The sequence below is a fragment of the Aminobacterium sp. EBM-42 genome (genome assembly GCF_001896635.1).
Classification (GTDB): Bacteria; Synergistota; Synergistia; order Synergistales; family Aminobacteriaceae; genus Aminobacterium; species Aminobacterium colombiense.
On record NZ_MPPC01000010.1, the window covers coordinates 154,031 to 171,484 of the forward strand.

The following is a 17,454-nucleotide window of genomic DNA, read 5'->3' on the forward strand; positions in this document are numbered from 1 at the left end:
GGCCTTCTGGCCGCCTATTGCACTTCTTTTGTTTCCTCGGATTTTTTGAGGTTTCCCAAGACAGCGCGATATCCGTCTGCTCCGTACTCGAGAAACTTTTTTACTCGGCTTATGGTTGCAGTGCTCGCTCCGGTTTGTTGCGCAATTTGAGGATAGGTGTATCCTTCGTCGAGAAGTCTAGCCACTTCAAGGCGTTGTGCCAAGGCACGTATTTCCCCAATGGTAGCTACGTCTTCGAGAAACCCATACATTTCATCAACAGAGTTTAACGAGAGCAGCGCTTCGCAAAGTTGATCTGTTAACCGATCTTTCCACTTTTCTGACATATACTCCTTACCTCCTCGTTATTCAAAACGTTTTGATAGTCGAGAAAGGCAATCTAGCACCTTTTCCATCTCGCTGGAGAGGCCAATTGAAACTCGAATCCAACTATCATCTTCATGGGATATCTTGAAAAACTTGACTGCTACATTGTTTTCTTCAAAAAACCGCTGCAAAAACTTTTTCTCTTCAGGAATATGAAGCAACACGAAGTTAGCTTCACTCGGATAAATTTTAAGCCATGGGAATCGTGAACATTGATCAATAAAAGAGTCTCTGATTTTTATAAGTTCCATCTTTCGATTTTCAAATAATTGGGGATACTTCAGAACTATTTGAACTATAGCAGCAGTAAGCTGATTGACGTTAAAAGGGCTTTTTATAGTATTTAGAGCGTGGGCTACTGTGGGATCACAGATGCCGTAGCCAAAACGAATACCTGCCAACCCCCATGCTTTGGAGAGAGTTTTAAGAATTACAGTATTCGGAGGCATTTCTTTCGTCTGGAGGGATTGCAAAAAGGTTTTCTGAGCAAATTCCCCATAAGCTTCATCAATCACTGTAATTCCCTCGTTGTTTTCTATAACCTCTCTAAGGAACTGTTGCGGCAAATTTTTACCGGTGGGGTTATTGGGTGAATCTATAAGGACTAGGGCCGGTCTTTCACTTTTGACCTTCTCTAAGAAAAGGCCTGTGTCAAAAGAGCAATCCTTATCGCCCATATCGATGGGCACTGTTACATGACGGGCATGAAAGACCTTGCATAAGTGGGCATATTCTGAAAAAGAAGGAGAAAAAGAAAGAATGGTCGCGTTTGGCCCTGCGTACGCGGCAAACAGAAGCCAGAGAACCTCGTCTCCACCGTTTCCTAAAATATAGTTTTTAGGTGAAAAACCTGTTAATATTCGCAGCGACTCCTTAATTTCTCCATACGATGCGTCGGGGTATCTATTTATTTCTGTATGTACAAGAGCAGAAAAGATTTCCTTTTGAATAAAATCTGGAATGGAAAAGGGATTCTCGTTTTTATCGAGACGGATCATTTGTTTGAAAGATGACATCTTAAGACCCCACTTCTTTGCAGCTTTATCTAATTAAAGGATAAAACTCTTAATTTATAACGCAGTCTATCATGGTGATAAATACCTGTCAACAGATGGGCATAGGCGCGAAATGCATGCAATGCATAATAAGTTTCATGGATAAATTATTTAGGTGATGTGGCATAATATACATAAGAAGAGCTATCATAGCAAATACTTATAAAAAAGCGGCTTTAACAGAAAGTGTCACTTCTACACTTTGCATCTATAGCGTTTATGCTGTATCCTTACTGCATGTGTATAACAAGCTCTGATATTACTAGGAGGTAAGAAATGCATGAGTCAAGTTATTGACACCAGTGATTTTTATTCGGGCATAAAAGTGAAGTGGCAAGATGGAATATGGGAAATAATAGATTACCAGCATCATAAAATGGGCCGCGGTGGAGCTGTTATTCGCACAAAACTTAGAAATGTCGAAACAGGATCTTCTGTAGAGACGACATTCCGTTCCGGAGAAAAATTTGAAAGAGTCATTTATGACGAGAAAGCAGCGCAGTTTCTTTACCAGGAAGGGGACAGCTACGTTTTCATGGATATGGGAACCTATGATCAGCTCTATATCCATAAAGATGTGCTCGGGGATGCAATTAATTATTTGACTGACAACCTGGAAGTACAGATTGAGTATTTTGAAGAACGAGTAATGGGAATCGATCTCCCCAAAAGCGTGGAGTTGCAAGTTATAGACACTCCTCCTGGATACAAGGGGGATACTGTTTCCAGCGGAGGGAAACCGGCGACACTGGAAACAGGAATAACAATTACAGTGCCAATTTTTATAAACATTGGAGACACAGTGGTTGTTGATACCCGTTCTGGAGAATATCTCGAACGGGCTAAAAAATGAGAATCTGGGAGGGCAAACTATGAGCGCAAAAGAAAAGATAGCATATCTGAAGGGCTTGTTGGCTGGGCTTAACATGAAGGATGAAACTGCAGCTAAAGCGTTTAGCTCGGTTACTGAAGCTCTTGAAGCTCTTGCAGATGAAATTGAAGAGCATGCAGCGCTAATTGAAGAGCAGCAGGATCTTTATGAAGAGCTTGAAGACGATTTCTCTCTTCTTGACGAGGACCTTGATACTTTAGAACGATCCTTTGCAGAGTTCATGGGTGAAGATTTTGAAGAAACCGACGAAGAAGAGAATGAATTTGATGAAGCCTATGAGTCTGTAGCATGTCCGAAATGCGGACATGTTTTTTACTACCAGCCGGAAATGTATGAAGAAGGCGAAGCTCTTCAATGCCCTGACTGTGGAGAGACCTTTGCCCAACCAGCTGAGGAGTAAGCTAAAAAGGAGGGTTAGTGATGGATGAAGTTCATAACACCCTGGACCTGGAATCTCAGGAGCAAGAAAAAGAACCAGAAGGAGCAATAGAAGAACAGACAATGGCTGCTGAAGAGCGTTCTGTTCAGGGGAGTGTTCATATAGCAGAAGATGTCATCACTGAACTAGCCCGAAAAACGTTATCTCTTGTCCCTGGGGTGCAACCGGCAAATCCAGGGCTAGCCTCTAAATTAGGGTTAGTAGGACGCAAAGCTATTGACGGGATAAAGGTTTCTGTTGAAGAGAACGTAACTCCACCCCTTATAACTGTGGATGTGTTCGTACTGGTAAAATACGGGCTTCGTATTCCTGATGTGGCTTGGGATCTTCAGGAGGCAGTAAAAAACAATCTCGAACAGTATACTGGTTATGCAGTGAAAGCTGTCAATGTCAATGTGCAGGGAATATTTATTAATGATCGCCCGGCAGAGAATGTTGTTGCCGATACAGAAAAACTAGCTTCAGATAAGATTCCTACCAAAGAAGATTTTACTTCAGGAATTGATGTTGACGCTGAGCCTAAATAGAATTAGTTCTTACTATAAGATTGACAGGCCGGCCATTGTGGCCGGCCTGTCTTTAATCCCGGGGGTGGTTAAAAGTGTATCTTTTTTGGAAAAGTACAGCCCTTGGAAGTCTCAGTCTTTCTAGGGAAGGGATAACAGAATTTATAAATTCCTTGCTTTTGCCTTCCTATGCATGCAAAGAAGTAGCCCTTTCCAGAGCAGAGAATTCGTTGTATATTGTTTTATCGTTGCCTCATCCCCATAATACTCTCGAAGTTAAGATGCTAGAGGAGAAAATTTCAGCGTCTTGTAATGAAATGGGATTAGGTGCCCATATTTCGTGGACTGAAGAAAAGCAGCCCATAGAACCTAGGGTTTTTCCAGAAATCTTAAAAAACCCCTTGTCATGGACTGTGGGAGCAGCGGGGCTAACGGCCCTTATCCATATGCGCATAAGAGGTGTTCTGTGGACAATAGTAGTGGGTGCGCTGACTTTTGTGATAGCTCGATTCCTTCTTTCTGAAAATGGGCAGATTTTGTTGCACCGATTCATCAATCGTGTTAAACAGATCATTAGGAGGTAAATGTTGACTAAGAACATCCTTCCTCAAAAAAGACGCAGATCTCGTGAAATTGCGATACAGATTTTATATGCCCTCGATATTCGCAATAGTGAAAAGGTAAATGAAATGTTCTCACTCTATCCATTTGGAGATGAGGAGCCAGATGTTGTTTCTTATGCTTCTCTTCTTGTTAAAGGAGTGTGGGAAGCGCGCTTTGAAATTGATACCCTTATACGCAAACATGTAGTAGGGTGGAGGCCTGAGCGAATGGTGGCCGTTGATCGCGCCGCCCTCCGTCTCGCTATTTATGAAGGGATTATAAAACAGATGATCCCTGTACCTGTGGCCATCTCTGAAGCCGTGGAGCTGGCGAAAACCTTTGGAACAGACGAGTCAGGCCGATTTGTCAATGGAGTACTCGGCAAAATTGTACGTGCTCTTTCACCATCGGTAAAGGATGAGGAAAATGCAGGGGACAAACCTTCCAAAACTCTCAGTTGACGAGGTAACAAACCGCATTCAAGGACTATTTTTTTCTGATCCGGTACTACAGAACCTTATAGTTGTGGGCGAAATAGTTGAAATTAAAAAGCATACAAGCGGCCATGTTTATTTTACTTTATCAGGGGATGAAGGGCGGTTATCATGTGTTCTTTTCAAGAATGATGCTGCTCGTGTTCCTGAGTGGCCCCGAAAAGGGGATGAAGTGTGGGCGGAAGGCCGTGTTGGAGTGTATCCTCCCAGGGGGAGCTATCAGCTCTATGTACGCCGTCTTACCCCTCAAGGAATAGGGGCTGCGGCTCGTGCCAGGGAAGAATTACGCTTGCGGCTTGATAAAGAGGGGCTTTTTGACCCTCGCTTAAAAAGAAAACTTCCCGCTTATCCGCAGAAAGTGGCAGTAATCACTTCCTCGACAGGGGCTGCTATAAAAGATGTGCTGAAGGTGTCACGTAATCGTTTTCCCCAATGTTCTATTGTGATTGTCCCTTGTCTTGTTCAGGGTTACGACGCGCCGGAAGAAATATTTTCTGCCTTCGTGCAGATCAGGCCTCTCATAGATGTTGACGCAGTGATGCTTGTGAGGGGAGGGGGAAGTCGCGATGATCTCAACCCTTTCGATGACGAAAGGGTTATCCGCGCCATACGGTCATGTCCTGTCCCAGTGATAACTGGAGTAGGACATGAAACAGACACGACCTTAAGCGATTTGGCTGCTGATGTCGCTGCTTCTACACCTTCAGCAGCGGCAGAGCGTCTTTTCCCCGACCACATAGACCTCATTCGTCACGTAGATTTTTTCTCATCTTCTTTGTCTAGAACCATGCAGACGGATATTAGAAAGAAAAAAGATAACCTCGCTCATTTCCAACAGCTCATGTTTACTCACTCTTCCAGAATGGTGGAAAGAGGGGCTAAAATCCTCCAGGAAAATAAAAGACATATGGATCTTCTAATGAAAACCCTCCTGGAAGGGAGAAAACAGGCACTATCATCTGTAGCAGGCGCACTTAATGCCCTTTCTCCCTTATCCATCCTTGGAAGAGGATTTATAAGCTGTACAAAGGAAGAAGGAGAAGTGGTAACCTCTGTAGATCAGCTTGAGATTCGGGAAAAACTCATTCTTTCCTTTATAGATGGACGATCAAATGTGCGGGTAGAAAAGATAACAAAAACTGGAGAAAAGGACGAAGACCATGCTGCCTTGTCCGGTCTGCTGGAATAACCAAGAAAAAAACCTCTGCGTTTTAGACCAGAGGCTTCTTCCCTGGGAAGTGTCTTTTATATTTTGCAACACTTGTGAAGATGTGGCGCAAGCAATAGAAAGCCTGGCAGTTCGCGGCGCCCCGGCCATAGGAGTTGCGGCAGCCTATGGGGTGGCACTTGGGGCACGAAAGGGAAAGTTAGAAGTAGAAAGAGCCATAGAAAGGCTTTCCAGAACGAGACCAACTGCTGTAAATCTATTCTGGGCTCTGGATCGAATGTCACAAATTGCGGCGGGAACAGAAGAAGAGAAACTCTTTTCGTGTTTGCTTAATGAAGCCCACGCCATTCGGGAAGAAGATATTGCTATAAATCGTCAGATCGGCACTTTGGGTCAGAGCCTTCTTCCCAGGGATGGCATAGTTTTAACTCACTGCAATGCTGGTTCTCTTGCCACTGCAGGTTATGGTACAGCATTGGGAGTAATTCGTGCAGCACGGGAACATGGTAAAAATATAAAGGTCTATGCTGATGAAACCCGTCCGGTCTTTCAAGGGGCTCGCCTTACCGCATGGGAACTGCTTGAGGAGGGGTTTGATGTTACTGTAATATGTGACAATATGGCAGGTGCTCTTATGCAAAAACAGGCTGTTGCCGCTGTTTTGGTAGGAGCCGATAGAATTGCATTGAATGGTGATACAGCTAATAAAATTGGCACTTATTCCCTCGCTATTCTGGCCCGCTATCACTCAGTGCCCTTTTATGTGGTTGCGCCAACGTCGACCATAGATAAGGAGGCCTGCGAGGGGTCTTGCATTGAAATTGAAGAAAGGGACGGCAGCGAGGTGCGGGAGCCTGCCGGCCATCCTCTGATCCCAGAGTCATTTCCTGTTTGGAACCCGGCCTTCGATGTAACCCCACATACACTAATACAAGCAATCGTCACAGAAAAAGGGGTTCTGACTCCGCCCTTTCTTGAAAAGATCATTGATATATAAAATTTTTAGGGAGGAAATACCCCATGGAAAACCGCATTGCAGATGTGAACCTTGCACCAGCAGGGATGAAAAAGATTACATGGGCATGGCAATTTATGCCAGTGCTTCGAACTCTTTCCAAGGACTACGTTCCTAAGGCTCCTTTACATGGACTGAAACTGGCGGCATGCCTGCATCTCGAAGCAAAGACAGCATGTTTGCTTATAACTCTTCATAAACTCGGGGCAGAGGTCTGGGCTGCAGGGAGTAATCCCCTTTCAACCCAGGATGATGTCTGTGCTGCCCTCGTGGAAAAGGGGGTTCACGTTTTTAGCCATTATGGAATGTCAACAAAAGAATATTATGATAACCTACGTTCAGTTCTTAGAATTGCCCCTGATATTATTATCGATGACGGAGCTGATCTCGTAGCTACTCTTCATACAGAATTCCCTCAGCTCATTTCTTTGGTGCGGGGAGGTTCTGAAGAGACAACTACCGGCGTTAAGCGTCTCAAGGCCATGGAGGAAGACGGCACACTAAAATTTCCCATGATTGCCGTAAATGATGCCTACAGCAAGTATCTTTTCGACAATCGTTACGGGACAGGGCAATCGGTGATGGATGGCCTTATGCGTACCACCAATATGCTCATTGCCGGCAAAAGGGTTGTTGTGGCAGGGTATGGATGGTGCGGCAGGGGGGTAGCCATGCGGGCACAGAGCATGGGGGCCTCTGTTATTGTCGTGGAAGTAGATCCTCACCGTGCCTTTGAAGCTCTGATGGATGGCCATCAGGTTATGAACATGGAAGAAGCAGCCTCCCTTGGGGACATTTTCCTAACCCTTACAGGGAATACACAGGTTATCAGAAAAGAGCATTTTCAGCACATGAAAAGTGGTGCGATTCTTGCCAACGCAGGCCATTTCGATGTGGAGATAAGTAAGCGCGACCTCTCAGAAATGGCTCGTTCCATTGAATCTACCAGGCAGAATATTGAAACCTATGAACTGCGCGATGGGCGGTTTCTTCATCTTTTAGGAGAAGGACGTCTTGTGAATCTGGCTTGTGCAGACGGACATCCCATAGAAATCATGGACCTGAGCTTCGCCCTTCAACTTGAGTCCGCACTTCATATTTCTCGCATCTCCCTTCCTGCCGGAGTGCACCCAGTTCCTGAAGAAATAGACAGGAGTGTCATGGAAGTAAAGTTGGCGTCTCTTGGTATTTCGCTGGAAAAGTTAACTGAGGAGCAAGAGCTTTATATGAAAAGCTGGGAGGAATAATGAATGTCAACCTACCTCTTTCAAAACACATACATTTACGATGGACAAATGGAACGAGGCCTGCGCTGCGATGTGCTCGTAGAGAATGGGGTAATTTCTAAAATAGAAGCTCCTAACACCATCGACGATGGCCATGTCTCCCTTATTGACTGTAACGGGGAAAAACTACTTCTTCCCGGTTTTGTTAATGGTCACACCCATGCGGCCATGTCCCTTTTACGGGGACTTGGCGAAGAAACGCCTTTGATGTCGTGGTTGAAAGAACAGATTTGGCCAGTGGAAGGCCGCCTTACACCGGAATATATTTATTGGGGAACGGCATTGGCCCTTTTAGAAATGGCTTCCTGCGGGGTAACATGTTTTGGCGATATGTATTTTGAAATGGATCAGGTGGCTCAAGTTTCTTTGGCCATGGGAATGAAATGCGCTCTTTCCAGAGGCCTCATCGGTGAAGATCAGAAGAGGGTCGATGAGAACCTGAAACTTATCGATGATTGGCATGGAAAGAAAGGACTTCTCTCTGTGCAGCTAGGTCCCCATGCTCCCTATACCGTCCCCATGAATGCCATGAAAAAAATAAGTGAGCTGGCTTTAGAAAGGAACGTAGGAATCCACACCCATTTTCTTGAAACTGAATGGGAACGGCAGTACCTGAGAGACGAACTTCATTGTCAGCCAGTGGAATATCTGGAAAAGACAGGATTGCTTAATACTCCAAGAACCATACTTGCCCACGGAGTATGGTTCTTGCCAGAGGAACTTCCATTGTTAAAAGATTCCAATATAACCATAGTTCATAATCCTAATAGCAATTTAAAATTGGGAAGCGGCATTATGCCTCTTCCTGAAATGATCGATCAGGGTATTTCTGTTTCCCTCGGCACGGATGGCGCCGCCAGCAACAACCGGCTCGATATATGGGAAGAAATGCGTCATGGGGCCCTTATTCATAAAGGTGTTCGCCATGACCCTACAATAATAAAAGCGAAACAAATTTTGACCATGGCAACTTTGAATGGAGCCCGTGGACTGGGCTTTGAAAAAACGGGACTTATCCGCGAAACTTGGGATGCTGACCTCGTTCTCATCGATCTTGATCGCCCTCACTATCTCGGCTTTGACGTAGAGACCCTTCCCGTATATATTGTTTACGCAGGCTCTTCTACCGATGTTGAAGCGACAATGGTAAAAGGGCAGTGGGTTTATTTTAATGGGGAATTCCCCAGTGTGGATCGAGAAGAAATTTTGAAACAAGCGGCTCAGGCAAGAAAAGCTTTAATCTCTTGAGAGTTGAGAAAGAAGGGAAAAATATATGCGTTGGCGAACAGGAAAAGAAATACGTTCTCTTTTCATTGATTTTTGGGAATCGAAGGGAAGCAAGCATTATCCGAGTTTCTCCTTAATTCCTAATGATCCTTCTTTACTTTTTACCATTGCGGGGATGGTCCCTTTCAAACCATACTATCTTGGTATTCAACAGCCGGAATTTACACGAGCGGTGACATCTCAGAAGTGTGTACGGACAAATGATATCGAAAATGTAGGGCGAACCGCTCGTCATCATACTTTTTTCGAAATGCTTGGTAATTTCAGTTGGGGTGATTATTTTAAAAAAGAAGCTATAACGTGGGGCTGGGAGTTTCTGACGGAAGTGATAGGACTCGAACCTGAGCGGCTATACGCAACGATCTATAAAGATGACGAAGAAGCATATTCTGTGTGGAGGAACGAGGTTGGCCTCCCGGAAAATAAGATCTATCGTTTCGACAAGGATGAAAATTTCTGGTTTATGGGAAACACCGGTCCTTGCGGCCCCTGTTCCGAAATCATTTATGATCAGGGCCCGGAATTTTCCTGCGGCAAGCCTACTTGTGACGTTGGCTGTAATTGTGACCGCTATCTTGAGATTTGGAACCTTGTTTTTACCCAATTTGATCTTCAGGAAGACGGCACCCTGGTTCCACTCCCGAAAAAGAACATTGATACCGGTATGGGGCTAGAACGTTTAACATCCATAGTGCAGCGTGTACGAACCGATTTTGAAACTGATCTCTTTAAACCGCTCATAGATCATATTTGCGCCATGACAGGCGTGACCTACGGTTCTTCTCCATCTCATAACCTTGCGGTACGGGTCATAGCCGACCATATCCGCTCTGTTGCCTTCATGATTGCCGATGGCATTTTGCCAGCGAACGATGGACGAGGCTACGTGCTGCGCCGACTTATCAGGAGGGCAGCTCGTTATGGAAAGCTTATTGGTCTTGACCGGCCATTTCTTCTCGAACTCTTCCCCGATGTGTTAGATCTCATGGCCGATCCCTACAGGGAGCTTCTTGATAACCGCCCCATGATAGAACAGATTGTGAGCATGGAGGAAAAACGCTTTGGAAGGACTCTTCAACAGGGAACAGAACTTATAGAACAGGAAATTTCCAGACTGAGGCTACGTCATGTAGACGCTCTTTCGGGAACAATTGCCTTTGAACTATACGATACCTACGGATTTCCTCTTGAACTCACAACTGAAATTTGTGCTGAAAATGACATTAAAGTGGATGAAGCAGGATTTCACGTAGAAATGGAGAAACAGAGAGAGCGGGCTCGGGCTTCGAGCAAACAATTAAGCAGCGAAATGAAAGGTGATGTTTACTCTCAAATTGCTGCTGAAAAGGGACAAACTTCTTTTGAGGGCTATGTGCTTTCTGAACTGGACACAGAAGTTGTAGCTCTTATAAAAGATGGACAGCCTGTTGATTTTCTTTCTGAAGGTGAAAGTGGAGAGGCAGTATTAAAAGTATCTCCATTCTACGCTGAACGGGGCGGAGAGATTGGGGATCAGGGGCTTCTTTCCGCGGCGGGCGTTAAGGTTTGTGTAACTGACACCACATCTGAAACAGCTGATCTTATTGTTCATAGAGTAACAGTTCTTGAAGGCGTCCTTACAGAAGGTCTTGCCGTCCATGCTTCTGTTGATAAAGAGAAAAGGGAATCCATACGAAGAAACCACACAGCAACCCACCTTCTTCATGAAGCTTTGTCACAGGTTCTTGGAAGCCATGTTCGTCAGGCGGGCTCCCTTGTAAACGAAGCCTTGCTTCGCTTCGATTTTACCCATTTCGAATCCATGACAAGAGAACAGATTGCAGCTGTGGAAGATATGGTCAATAGGCAAATCCTCAAGAACATTCCTCTTGAAACAATAGAAAGCGACCTTGAACAGGCAAGAGAGATGGGAGCGAAAGCTCTCTTTGATGAGAAATACGGAGATATTGTACGGGTTGTACGTATAAAAGATTTCTCTACTGAATTATGCGGCGGCCTCCACGTGGATGCCACTGGCGATATTGGCGCCTTCAAGATCATAAAAGAAGAGGGCATTGGATCTGGAACCAGGAGGATTACCGCATTGACTGGACTTAATGCCTTCCGTGCCTTCCAAAACTCTTTTAGAGTAGTAGAAGACCTTTGCAATGTTCTGACATTAACCACAGATGAACTGGTTTCCCATGTCGAGAATATGCAGGCGGAAATAAAGGGATTAGGCAGAAAGATCGACGAGCTTAAACTGAACAATCTTGCAGCAGCCATAGATGAATCAGTGAAAAAAGAAATTCTGTCCAACGGAACGTCCATTTTTCAGGGGAGTTTTAAGGGTGTTTCAGCTGACATGCTGCGTGAACTTTGCGATCGTATCAAGGTAAAAAATAAGAACATAGTTATTGTCTTAGCAAGCCAGATCTCAGAAGAAAATGTTTTGATAGTTGCCATGGCTGATGACGAAGCCATGAAGGCGGGGGCCCATGCCGGGAAAATCGTAAAAGAAGTAGCGGTTATTCTAGGCGGTGGCGGCGGCGGTAAGCCTGCTATAGCTCAGGCCGGCGGCAAAAAACCTGAGAAAATAGACGAGGCCTTTCATGCGTTGCGAGGGATCGTTGAAAAACAGATGGGAGTGTGACATGGGCCGAATTCTTGCCCTTGATATTGGCGAAAAAAGGATAGGAATGGCTGTTTCCGATCCCCTGGGGTGTTTCGCCCAGGGGGTCGGTTTCATCCCCATGAATAAGGAATGGCTTTTAAAACTAGACGAAAGTCTCATCTCTCTAAATGTAGAAATGCTGTTAATCGGCAACCCCCTCCGCACTAATGGAACAGCTGGCCCTGAAACCGACAAGATAAAAAACATTGCGGCAGAACTGAAAATAAGATATCCTCACATTTCTATAGTATTATGGGACGAGAGGTTCACAACATCCATAGCTCAACAGGTGCTTCTCGAAGGGAATGTGTCGCGAAAAAAAAGAAAAGAAAAGGTGGATCAGCTTGCAGCGGCCCTTATTCTTCAGAATTATCTTGACCATACGAGAGGTGTTTAGCTTTTGATACTTCCTCCCAATGTAAAAATGACCCCCATGCTTTCTCAATATGTGGAATGGAAGAAGAAATACCCTGATTGTCTTCTATTCTTTCGGATGGGGGATTTTTATGAAATGTTTTTTGAAGACGCGCAGAAGGCGTCTGAAATACTCGATATAGCCTTGACGAGCAGAGACCCTTCCAAGAGTATTCCTATGGCTGGCGTTCCGTTCCATGCTGTGGACAATTACCTTGGAAAACTTGTTAAAGCAGGTTATAAAGTAGCTATTTGTGAGCAGGTAAGCGTCCCAGACGGAAAAAGCCTTGTAGACCGCAGGGTTATTCGCATTGTAACTCCCGGAACCTATGTCCCTGAAGAGGCAGGGGAAGAGGGACGTCTAGCCTCGATAAACCTCTTAAATGATGACACTATCGCTTTAGCCATGCTTTCTGTAAATACTGGATGTCTCGAGGCAGGAGTATTGAAGAAAGAAGAGGCTCTGTCACTTATTACCGGTTTTAATCCAGGAGAGGTTCTTATTCCAGATACGATCAAAAGAGAGGATCTTCCTGTGGAACTGCAAAACTTTTTTATCCTCCAAAGAACAAAAGAGCAGTTTACCCCTGACGGGGCTGCCCGCTGGCTGTGCAAGATCTTTAATGTTCCTGCTTTATCGGTTTTTGGCCTCGAAGAAGGGGCTTTTGATACAGGGTGTGCGGGAGCGGTTCTTCATTACCTTGAAGAAACCCAGTTTGGGGCTATACAGCATGTGACGCGAATATATCCCTTGCGCGAGAAACATTTTTTACATCTTGATGTCGCCTCTCAACAGAACCTGGAACTTGTCAGCGGCGATGGCCCTACTTTATATTCAGTGCTGAATAAATGTAAAAATCCAATGGGGCGGAGGCTTCTCAGGGAGTGGATACTTCGCCCTCTTCTTGATCAAGATGCAATCAACAAGAGACAGAACGGTGTTGAATTTCTTGTACAGGATCCTGTTGTGCGGCAAAAGCTTCAAAATTTGCTGGGGGAATGTCGAGACATAGAACGGGCATCTTCCAGGCTGAGCCTTGGCACAGGAAATCCCAGGGACCTGGCAGCCATTCGTGACACTTTGCTTCTTATTCCTCTTGTTTATGGGTATTGTAAATCTTCACCACTGGAAAAGTTCATATCATCCGATAACAGTTTGGAGACACTCTCCACCCTGCTGGCTTCTGCCCTGTGCGATGAAGTCCCTCGCCATTTGCATAATGGGGACGTAATTCGCACCGGTTTTAATAGCGAGCTCGATTCGTGGAGAGAATTGCGGGAGCATGGCGACCAGTGGCTTGATCAATATTTGGAAAAAGAGAAAGCCAAAACGGATATTCCCAAACTGAAAGTGGGAAGTAATAAGATTTTCGGCTACTATTTAGAAATCAGCAAAGGCAACCTTGACAAGGTGCCGGAAAATTACATTCGCAAACAGACCTTGGTTTCGGCTGAACGTTTTATTACTCCTGAACTTAAGGAGTTTGAAGAAAAAATGGCAGCATCTGAACAGGAAATAGCCAGCTTAGAATCGAAGATCTACGCAGATCTTGTTCAGCACACCTTGGAACACGTACAAAAAATACAAGATGGGGCTGCTATGCTCAGCTGTATTGATGTTCTTGCTTCACTTGCTCAGGTTGCCTGGGAGCGAAACTATATCCGCCCACAAATAAATAACGGTTTGAATCTGAAAATAGAAGGCGGCCGCCATCCAGTCATAGAAGCCACATTTCTAGATCTGCCATTTGTTCCCAACGATATCGTTCTTGATGGGGACGAAGAGAGGATAGCCTTGATTACCGGGCCAAACATGGCAGGCAAGTCTACCTATTTGCGAATGGCCGCATTGCTTGTCATCATGGCTCAGATGGGGGCATTTATCCCAGCTGCCGAGGCCTCCATGGGATTGATGGACAGGGTCTTTACCCGTATAGGGGCTCGTGACGAGCTCTCTCGCGGTAACAGCACATTTATGGTGGAAATGATAGAAACAGCTAATATACTCCACAATGTAACGGATAGAAGCATTGTGGTGCTGGATGAAATCGGGCGTGGCACTTCTACCTATGATGGGATGAGCATCGCATGGGCTGTGCTTGAATATCTTGATCATGGGTGCGGCTCCAAACCGAAAGTTCTTTTTGCCACCCATTACCATGAGCTTGTGGCGTTGGAAGATCATCTTAATGGTCTTAAAAATTTGAGTATGGCCGTTCATGAAGGAGAAAGGGGCATCTCATTCTTGTATAAAGTAGTTGATGGGCCAGCTGACCGTTCATATGGCATTGAGGTTGCCCGTTTGGCCGGCATTCCTCCAGCAGTGCTGAAAAGGGCCTTCCATTTGCTCGAAACCTTTGAGCGCGCCGATGAGGTAAAGCCATCGGGCGGAGTTATGGAAACATCCCAGCAAATACAGCTTTTCCCTGTTTCAAGTCAGGCTATAATAGAGGAGCTTGCGGCAATTGACCCCAACAAAATGACTCCCTTCAGGGCGTTAGAGATGATGTATAAAATCACTGATCAATGCAGAGAGGAGCTACAGTCTCATGGCAATACTTAAACTTCCCCGTGAAGTTGCTCTCAAAATAGCGGCTGGGGAAGTTGTGGAACGCCCAGTGTCGGTAGTGAAGGAAGCGCTGGAAAACTCTCTTGACGCCCATTCGTCTCGCATCCTGGTAACTTTAACTGAAGGGGGAAAGTCCTCCATCGTTGTTGAAGATAATGGTAACGGCATCCTATGGCAGGAAATGCCCCTGGTCATTACTCGGTATGCCACTAGCAAAATAGCAACTGTTAATGACCTGAGCAATATTAAGACATTAGGATATCGTGGTGAAGCTATTGCCAGTATTGCCGCTGTGAGCAGAATAGACCTTCGAAGCAAAGCTAAAGGAGCCGCCGAAGGAGGACTTCTAAAGGCGGAGGGGGGCAGTATTGTCTGTCATGAACAGCTGCCATGGAAAGAAGGGACCCGCCTGCAGGTGGATGACCTTTTTTTCAATTTCCCGGCACGTAAGAAATTTCTGCGAAGCAACCTTTCCGAATTGAGGAAAATATCTGCGTTAATGCGAGACTTTGGAGCAGCCTACCCTGCAGTGTTATTCAGTCTCTATCATAATGGCAATAAAATATTTGAAACTCAGGGCACTGGGGATCGTGCCGCCGTTCTTCGTTCATTATGGGGGGCCTCTCCTGAAACGCGGTCCACAACAGTCTCATGCGGATCAATAAAGCTTGAGTGCTGGTGGCAGTCCACTCCTGGACGCCAAAAAAACATAATTACCTCCTTTGTTAACGGAAGAATTGTATCTGACCCGTTGATACGTGGAGCGGCTTCTGCAGCCTGTAAGGATTTTTCTGGAAATTGGATGTTCTTTTTTACTCTTCCCCCGGAACTTGTGGATGTTAATATCCATCCGGCAAAGGCAGAAGTACGTTTTAGATATCCTGCCGAAATTTTCGAGGCGGTGAAAGCGGCGAGTCTGGATTTGCAGAACAGGCCGACCAGGCTCTCTTTCCCTTCTTTTTGGGAAGGGAAAGAACTGAAGGAATTTGTTGCGCCTCATTTACATCGACAAGCACTTCCGCAACGAGAAGAAGGACAGGATCTATTTTCCAGAGTTTCATCCCCGGAACTTTTAGAAGAAGTGAAAATTGAAAGTTGGGGGGAAAAAAGTGTCTTTTCCCCAGATGAGTCAAAGATATTTTTCATAGCTCAAATGGCTGCAGGGTACCTTCTGTTTGAGAAAAACGGGCAGCTCATTATTATGGATCCTCATGCGGCTCACGAGCGCATAGAATATGAAAAAGTCTTATCCAGAATGAAATCTGAGCAATTTCCATCTCAAAAGTTGAATCCGCCGCTTCTCATCCCACCAACTCTTGCCTCTGAAGTTGAGGAGTATGGAGTGGAGTTGGAAAAGGCAGGTTTTATTTTTGAAATTGAAGAAGGACAAAGCATGCTTTCTGCTTCCCCCGCTCTTCCCATTGAAGGAAGAGAGGGACCTCTCTTTCTCTTAAGGACGGCAATTTTGACATGGAATGAAACTGGTTCTCGAGCTATGGATGATGTGATTTGGAAAAAATGGGCTACAATTGCCTGCAAACGAGCGGTAAAACTTACAACCCATTGCAATGCTGCAGAAGCATTACACCTTTATGCAGCACTGCAGTTCTGTGAAAATCCTTCTGTTTGCCCTCACGGCCGGCCGACAACACTCGTACTAGATAAATATGAAATCGAACAATTTTTCGGGAGGGAAAAATGATGAAGGGGAAGCTGCCAATTCTTGCTATTATTGGCCCCACAGCAGTGGGGAAAACCAAATTAAGCTTAGAAATAGCAGAAACGTTAAAGGCCGAGGTCATCTCTGTGGATTCAAGACAAGTCTATCGATATATGAATGTGGGTACTGATAAAGTAACCTTCCAGACAAGGCAGCACATTTTACATCATATGCTTGATGTGGTGGATCCTGACGAAGTTTTTTCTGCTGCAGATTTTGTGGACAAAAGCATGGCGGCGATTGAGCGAATCATGAATCGGGGGAAAATTCCCCTTTTTGTGGGAGGAACACCTTTTTATTACCATGCGCTTTTTGAAGGAGTTCTGACGAAAGACCTTCCTAGGGATAGAAAACTCACTGATGAACTTGAAAAGTTTGCATCAAAACATGGAAACCAGGCTCTTCATGACCAACTGAGCGCGATTGATCCGAAAAGAGCCTCACAGCTTCATGTTAACGATGTGCGTCGTGTAAGCCGGGCTATTGAAATTTACAAGTTAACAGGACAAAATGCTACATGGTGGTATTCCTCCGAAGAAAAAAGAAAAGGATATTATGATGTGCTTTATTTAGGGTTGAATAGGCCTAGACTACTTCTTTTCGACGCTATAGAGAAACGTGTCCATCAACAGTTCGATGGAGGCTTTATAGAAGAAGTGGAATGGCTTTTACATCATGGTTTTGATGAGCGGTTTCCATCCATGCAGGGTTTCGGATATAAGGAAATATCACTTTATCTTCGTGGGAAATTAACAAAAGAAGAAGCTGTCGAAGGAGACATAAGCGCAACTAAAAAGTTTTGCAGAAGACAAATGACCTGGTTTAAAAAGTTTTTGCCAACTCTGTGGTATGATATTTCTGCTTACAAAGAAGATGATTTGAAGCGAAATGTTTTAGAAGCCTGTTTAAGGCATCTTGAAAGGGGCAACGAAATCTGAAGCAAATAATAGTTGCTGACCCTACGGGTTTTTGTTTTGGCGTTCGCAG

At 44.9% G+C, this 17,454-nt stretch carries 16 protein-coding genes; 14 read left to right on the plus strand and 2 right to left on the minus strand.

Annotation, left to right across the window (positions count from 1 at the left end; translation table 11 throughout):
• Positions 1 to 14 precede the first annotated feature (14 nt).
• Together BUC50_RS02760 and BUC50_RS02765 are read right to left on the minus strand one after the other, a co-directional pair.
• Positions 15 to 326 (minus strand): YerC/YecD family TrpR-related protein, encoded by a 312-nt coding sequence (locus BUC50_RS02760; RefSeq protein ID WP_013048427.1) that lies wholly within the window; start codon positions 324 to 326, stop codon positions 15 to 17.
• A gap of 18 nt (positions 327 to 344) precedes the next feature.
• Positions 345 to 1,382 (minus strand): pyridoxal phosphate-dependent aminotransferase, encoded by a 1,038-nt coding sequence (locus BUC50_RS02765; RefSeq protein WP_013048426.1) that lies wholly within the window; start codon positions 1,380 to 1,382, stop codon positions 345 to 347.
• A 319-nt stretch (positions 1,383 to 1,701) separates the two neighbouring features.
• On the opposite strand from BUC50_RS02765, the gene efp reads away from it, so the two are divergent.
• The 14 genes from efp to miaA all read left to right on the plus strand — a co-directional run bounded on the left by efp (position 1,702) and on the right by miaA (position 17,405).
• Positions 1,702 to 2,274: an elongation factor P gene (gene efp, locus BUC50_RS02770; protein ID WP_013048425.1), complete on the plus strand. Its 573-nt coding sequence runs from the start codon at positions 1,702 to 1,704 to the stop codon at positions 2,272 to 2,274.
• Between the two features lie 19 nt (positions 2,275 to 2,293).
• Positions 2,294 to 2,713 carry a CD1247 N-terminal domain-containing protein gene (locus BUC50_RS02775; protein WP_013048424.1) on the plus strand — a complete coding sequence of 140 codons (420 nt, stop codon included), beginning with the start codon at positions 2,294 to 2,296 and terminating at the stop codon, positions 2,711 to 2,713.
• Between the two features lie 20 nt (positions 2,714 to 2,733).
• Complete coding sequence (locus BUC50_RS02780; protein WP_013048423.1) at positions 2,734 to 3,279, plus strand: Asp23/Gls24 family envelope stress response protein; 546 nt, start codon at positions 2,734 to 2,736, stop codon at positions 3,277 to 3,279.
• 74 nt (positions 3,280 to 3,353) lie between these two features.
• Positions 3,354 to 3,842 carry a hypothetical protein gene (locus BUC50_RS02785; protein ID WP_013048422.1) on the plus strand — a complete coding sequence of 163 codons (489 nt, stop codon included), beginning with the start codon at positions 3,354 to 3,356 and terminating at the stop codon, positions 3,840 to 3,842.
• The gene (gene nusB / locus BUC50_RS02790) at positions 3,843 to 4,322 is read left to right on the plus strand and encodes a transcription antitermination factor NusB (protein WP_041459348.1); all 480 of its coding nucleotides are present in this window, start codon (positions 3,843 to 3,845) and stop codon (positions 4,320 to 4,322) included.
• Entirely contained in the window at positions 4,288 to 5,544 is a 1,257-nt protein-coding gene (xseA, locus tag BUC50_RS02795; RefSeq protein WP_013048420.1) for an exodeoxyribonuclease VII large subunit, read from the plus strand. The genes nusB and xseA overlap by 35 nt, the downstream gene beginning before the upstream one ends.
• A complete protein-coding gene (gene mtnA, locus BUC50_RS02800) occupies positions 5,516 to 6,520 on the plus strand; it encodes an S-methyl-5-thioribose-1-phosphate isomerase (RefSeq protein ID WP_013048419.1) in 1,005 nt (334 codons plus the stop codon). The genes xseA and mtnA overlap by 29 nt, the downstream gene beginning before the upstream one ends.
• 23 nt (positions 6,521 to 6,543) lie before the next feature.
• A complete protein-coding gene (locus BUC50_RS02805; RefSeq protein WP_013048418.1) occupies positions 6,544 to 7,785 on the plus strand; it encodes an adenosylhomocysteinase in 1,242 nt (413 codons plus the stop codon).
• Between the two features lie 3 nt (positions 7,786 to 7,788).
• Positions 7,789 to 9,072, plus strand: a complete 1,284-nt coding sequence (locus tag BUC50_RS02810; protein WP_286677132.1) for an amidohydrolase — start codon at positions 7,789 to 7,791, stop codon at positions 9,070 to 9,072.
• 25 nt (positions 9,073 to 9,097) lie between these two features.
• Positions 9,098 to 11,743 carry an alanine--tRNA ligase gene (alaS, locus tag BUC50_RS02815; RefSeq protein WP_013048416.1) on the plus strand — a complete coding sequence of 882 codons (2,646 nt, stop codon included), beginning with the start codon at positions 9,098 to 9,100 and terminating at the stop codon, positions 11,741 to 11,743.
• On the plus strand, positions 11,721 to 12,161 hold the full coding sequence (gene ruvX / locus BUC50_RS02820; protein ID WP_273311851.1) for a Holliday junction resolvase RuvX: 441 nt from the start codon (positions 11,721 to 11,723) through the stop codon (positions 12,159 to 12,161). Before alaS ends, ruvX begins: the two co-directional genes overlap by 23 nt.
• 27 nt (positions 12,162 to 12,188) lie before the next feature.
• Positions 12,189 to 14,741: a DNA mismatch repair protein MutS gene (gene mutS, locus BUC50_RS02825; protein ID WP_041459581.1), complete on the plus strand. Its 2,553-nt coding sequence runs from the start codon at positions 12,189 to 12,191 to the stop codon at positions 14,739 to 14,741.
• Positions 14,728 to 16,449 carry a DNA mismatch repair endonuclease MutL gene (gene mutL / locus BUC50_RS02830; RefSeq protein ID WP_013048413.1) on the plus strand — a complete coding sequence of 574 codons (1,722 nt, stop codon included), beginning with the start codon at positions 14,728 to 14,730 and terminating at the stop codon, positions 16,447 to 16,449. The genes mutS and mutL overlap by 14 nt, the downstream gene beginning before the upstream one ends.
• A complete protein-coding gene (gene miaA / locus BUC50_RS02835; RefSeq protein WP_013048412.1) occupies positions 16,446 to 17,405 on the plus strand; it encodes a tRNA (adenosine(37)-N6)-dimethylallyltransferase MiaA in 960 nt (319 codons plus the stop codon). The genes mutL and miaA overlap by 4 nt, the downstream gene beginning before the upstream one ends.
• Positions 17,406 to 17,454 lie beyond the last annotated feature (49 nt).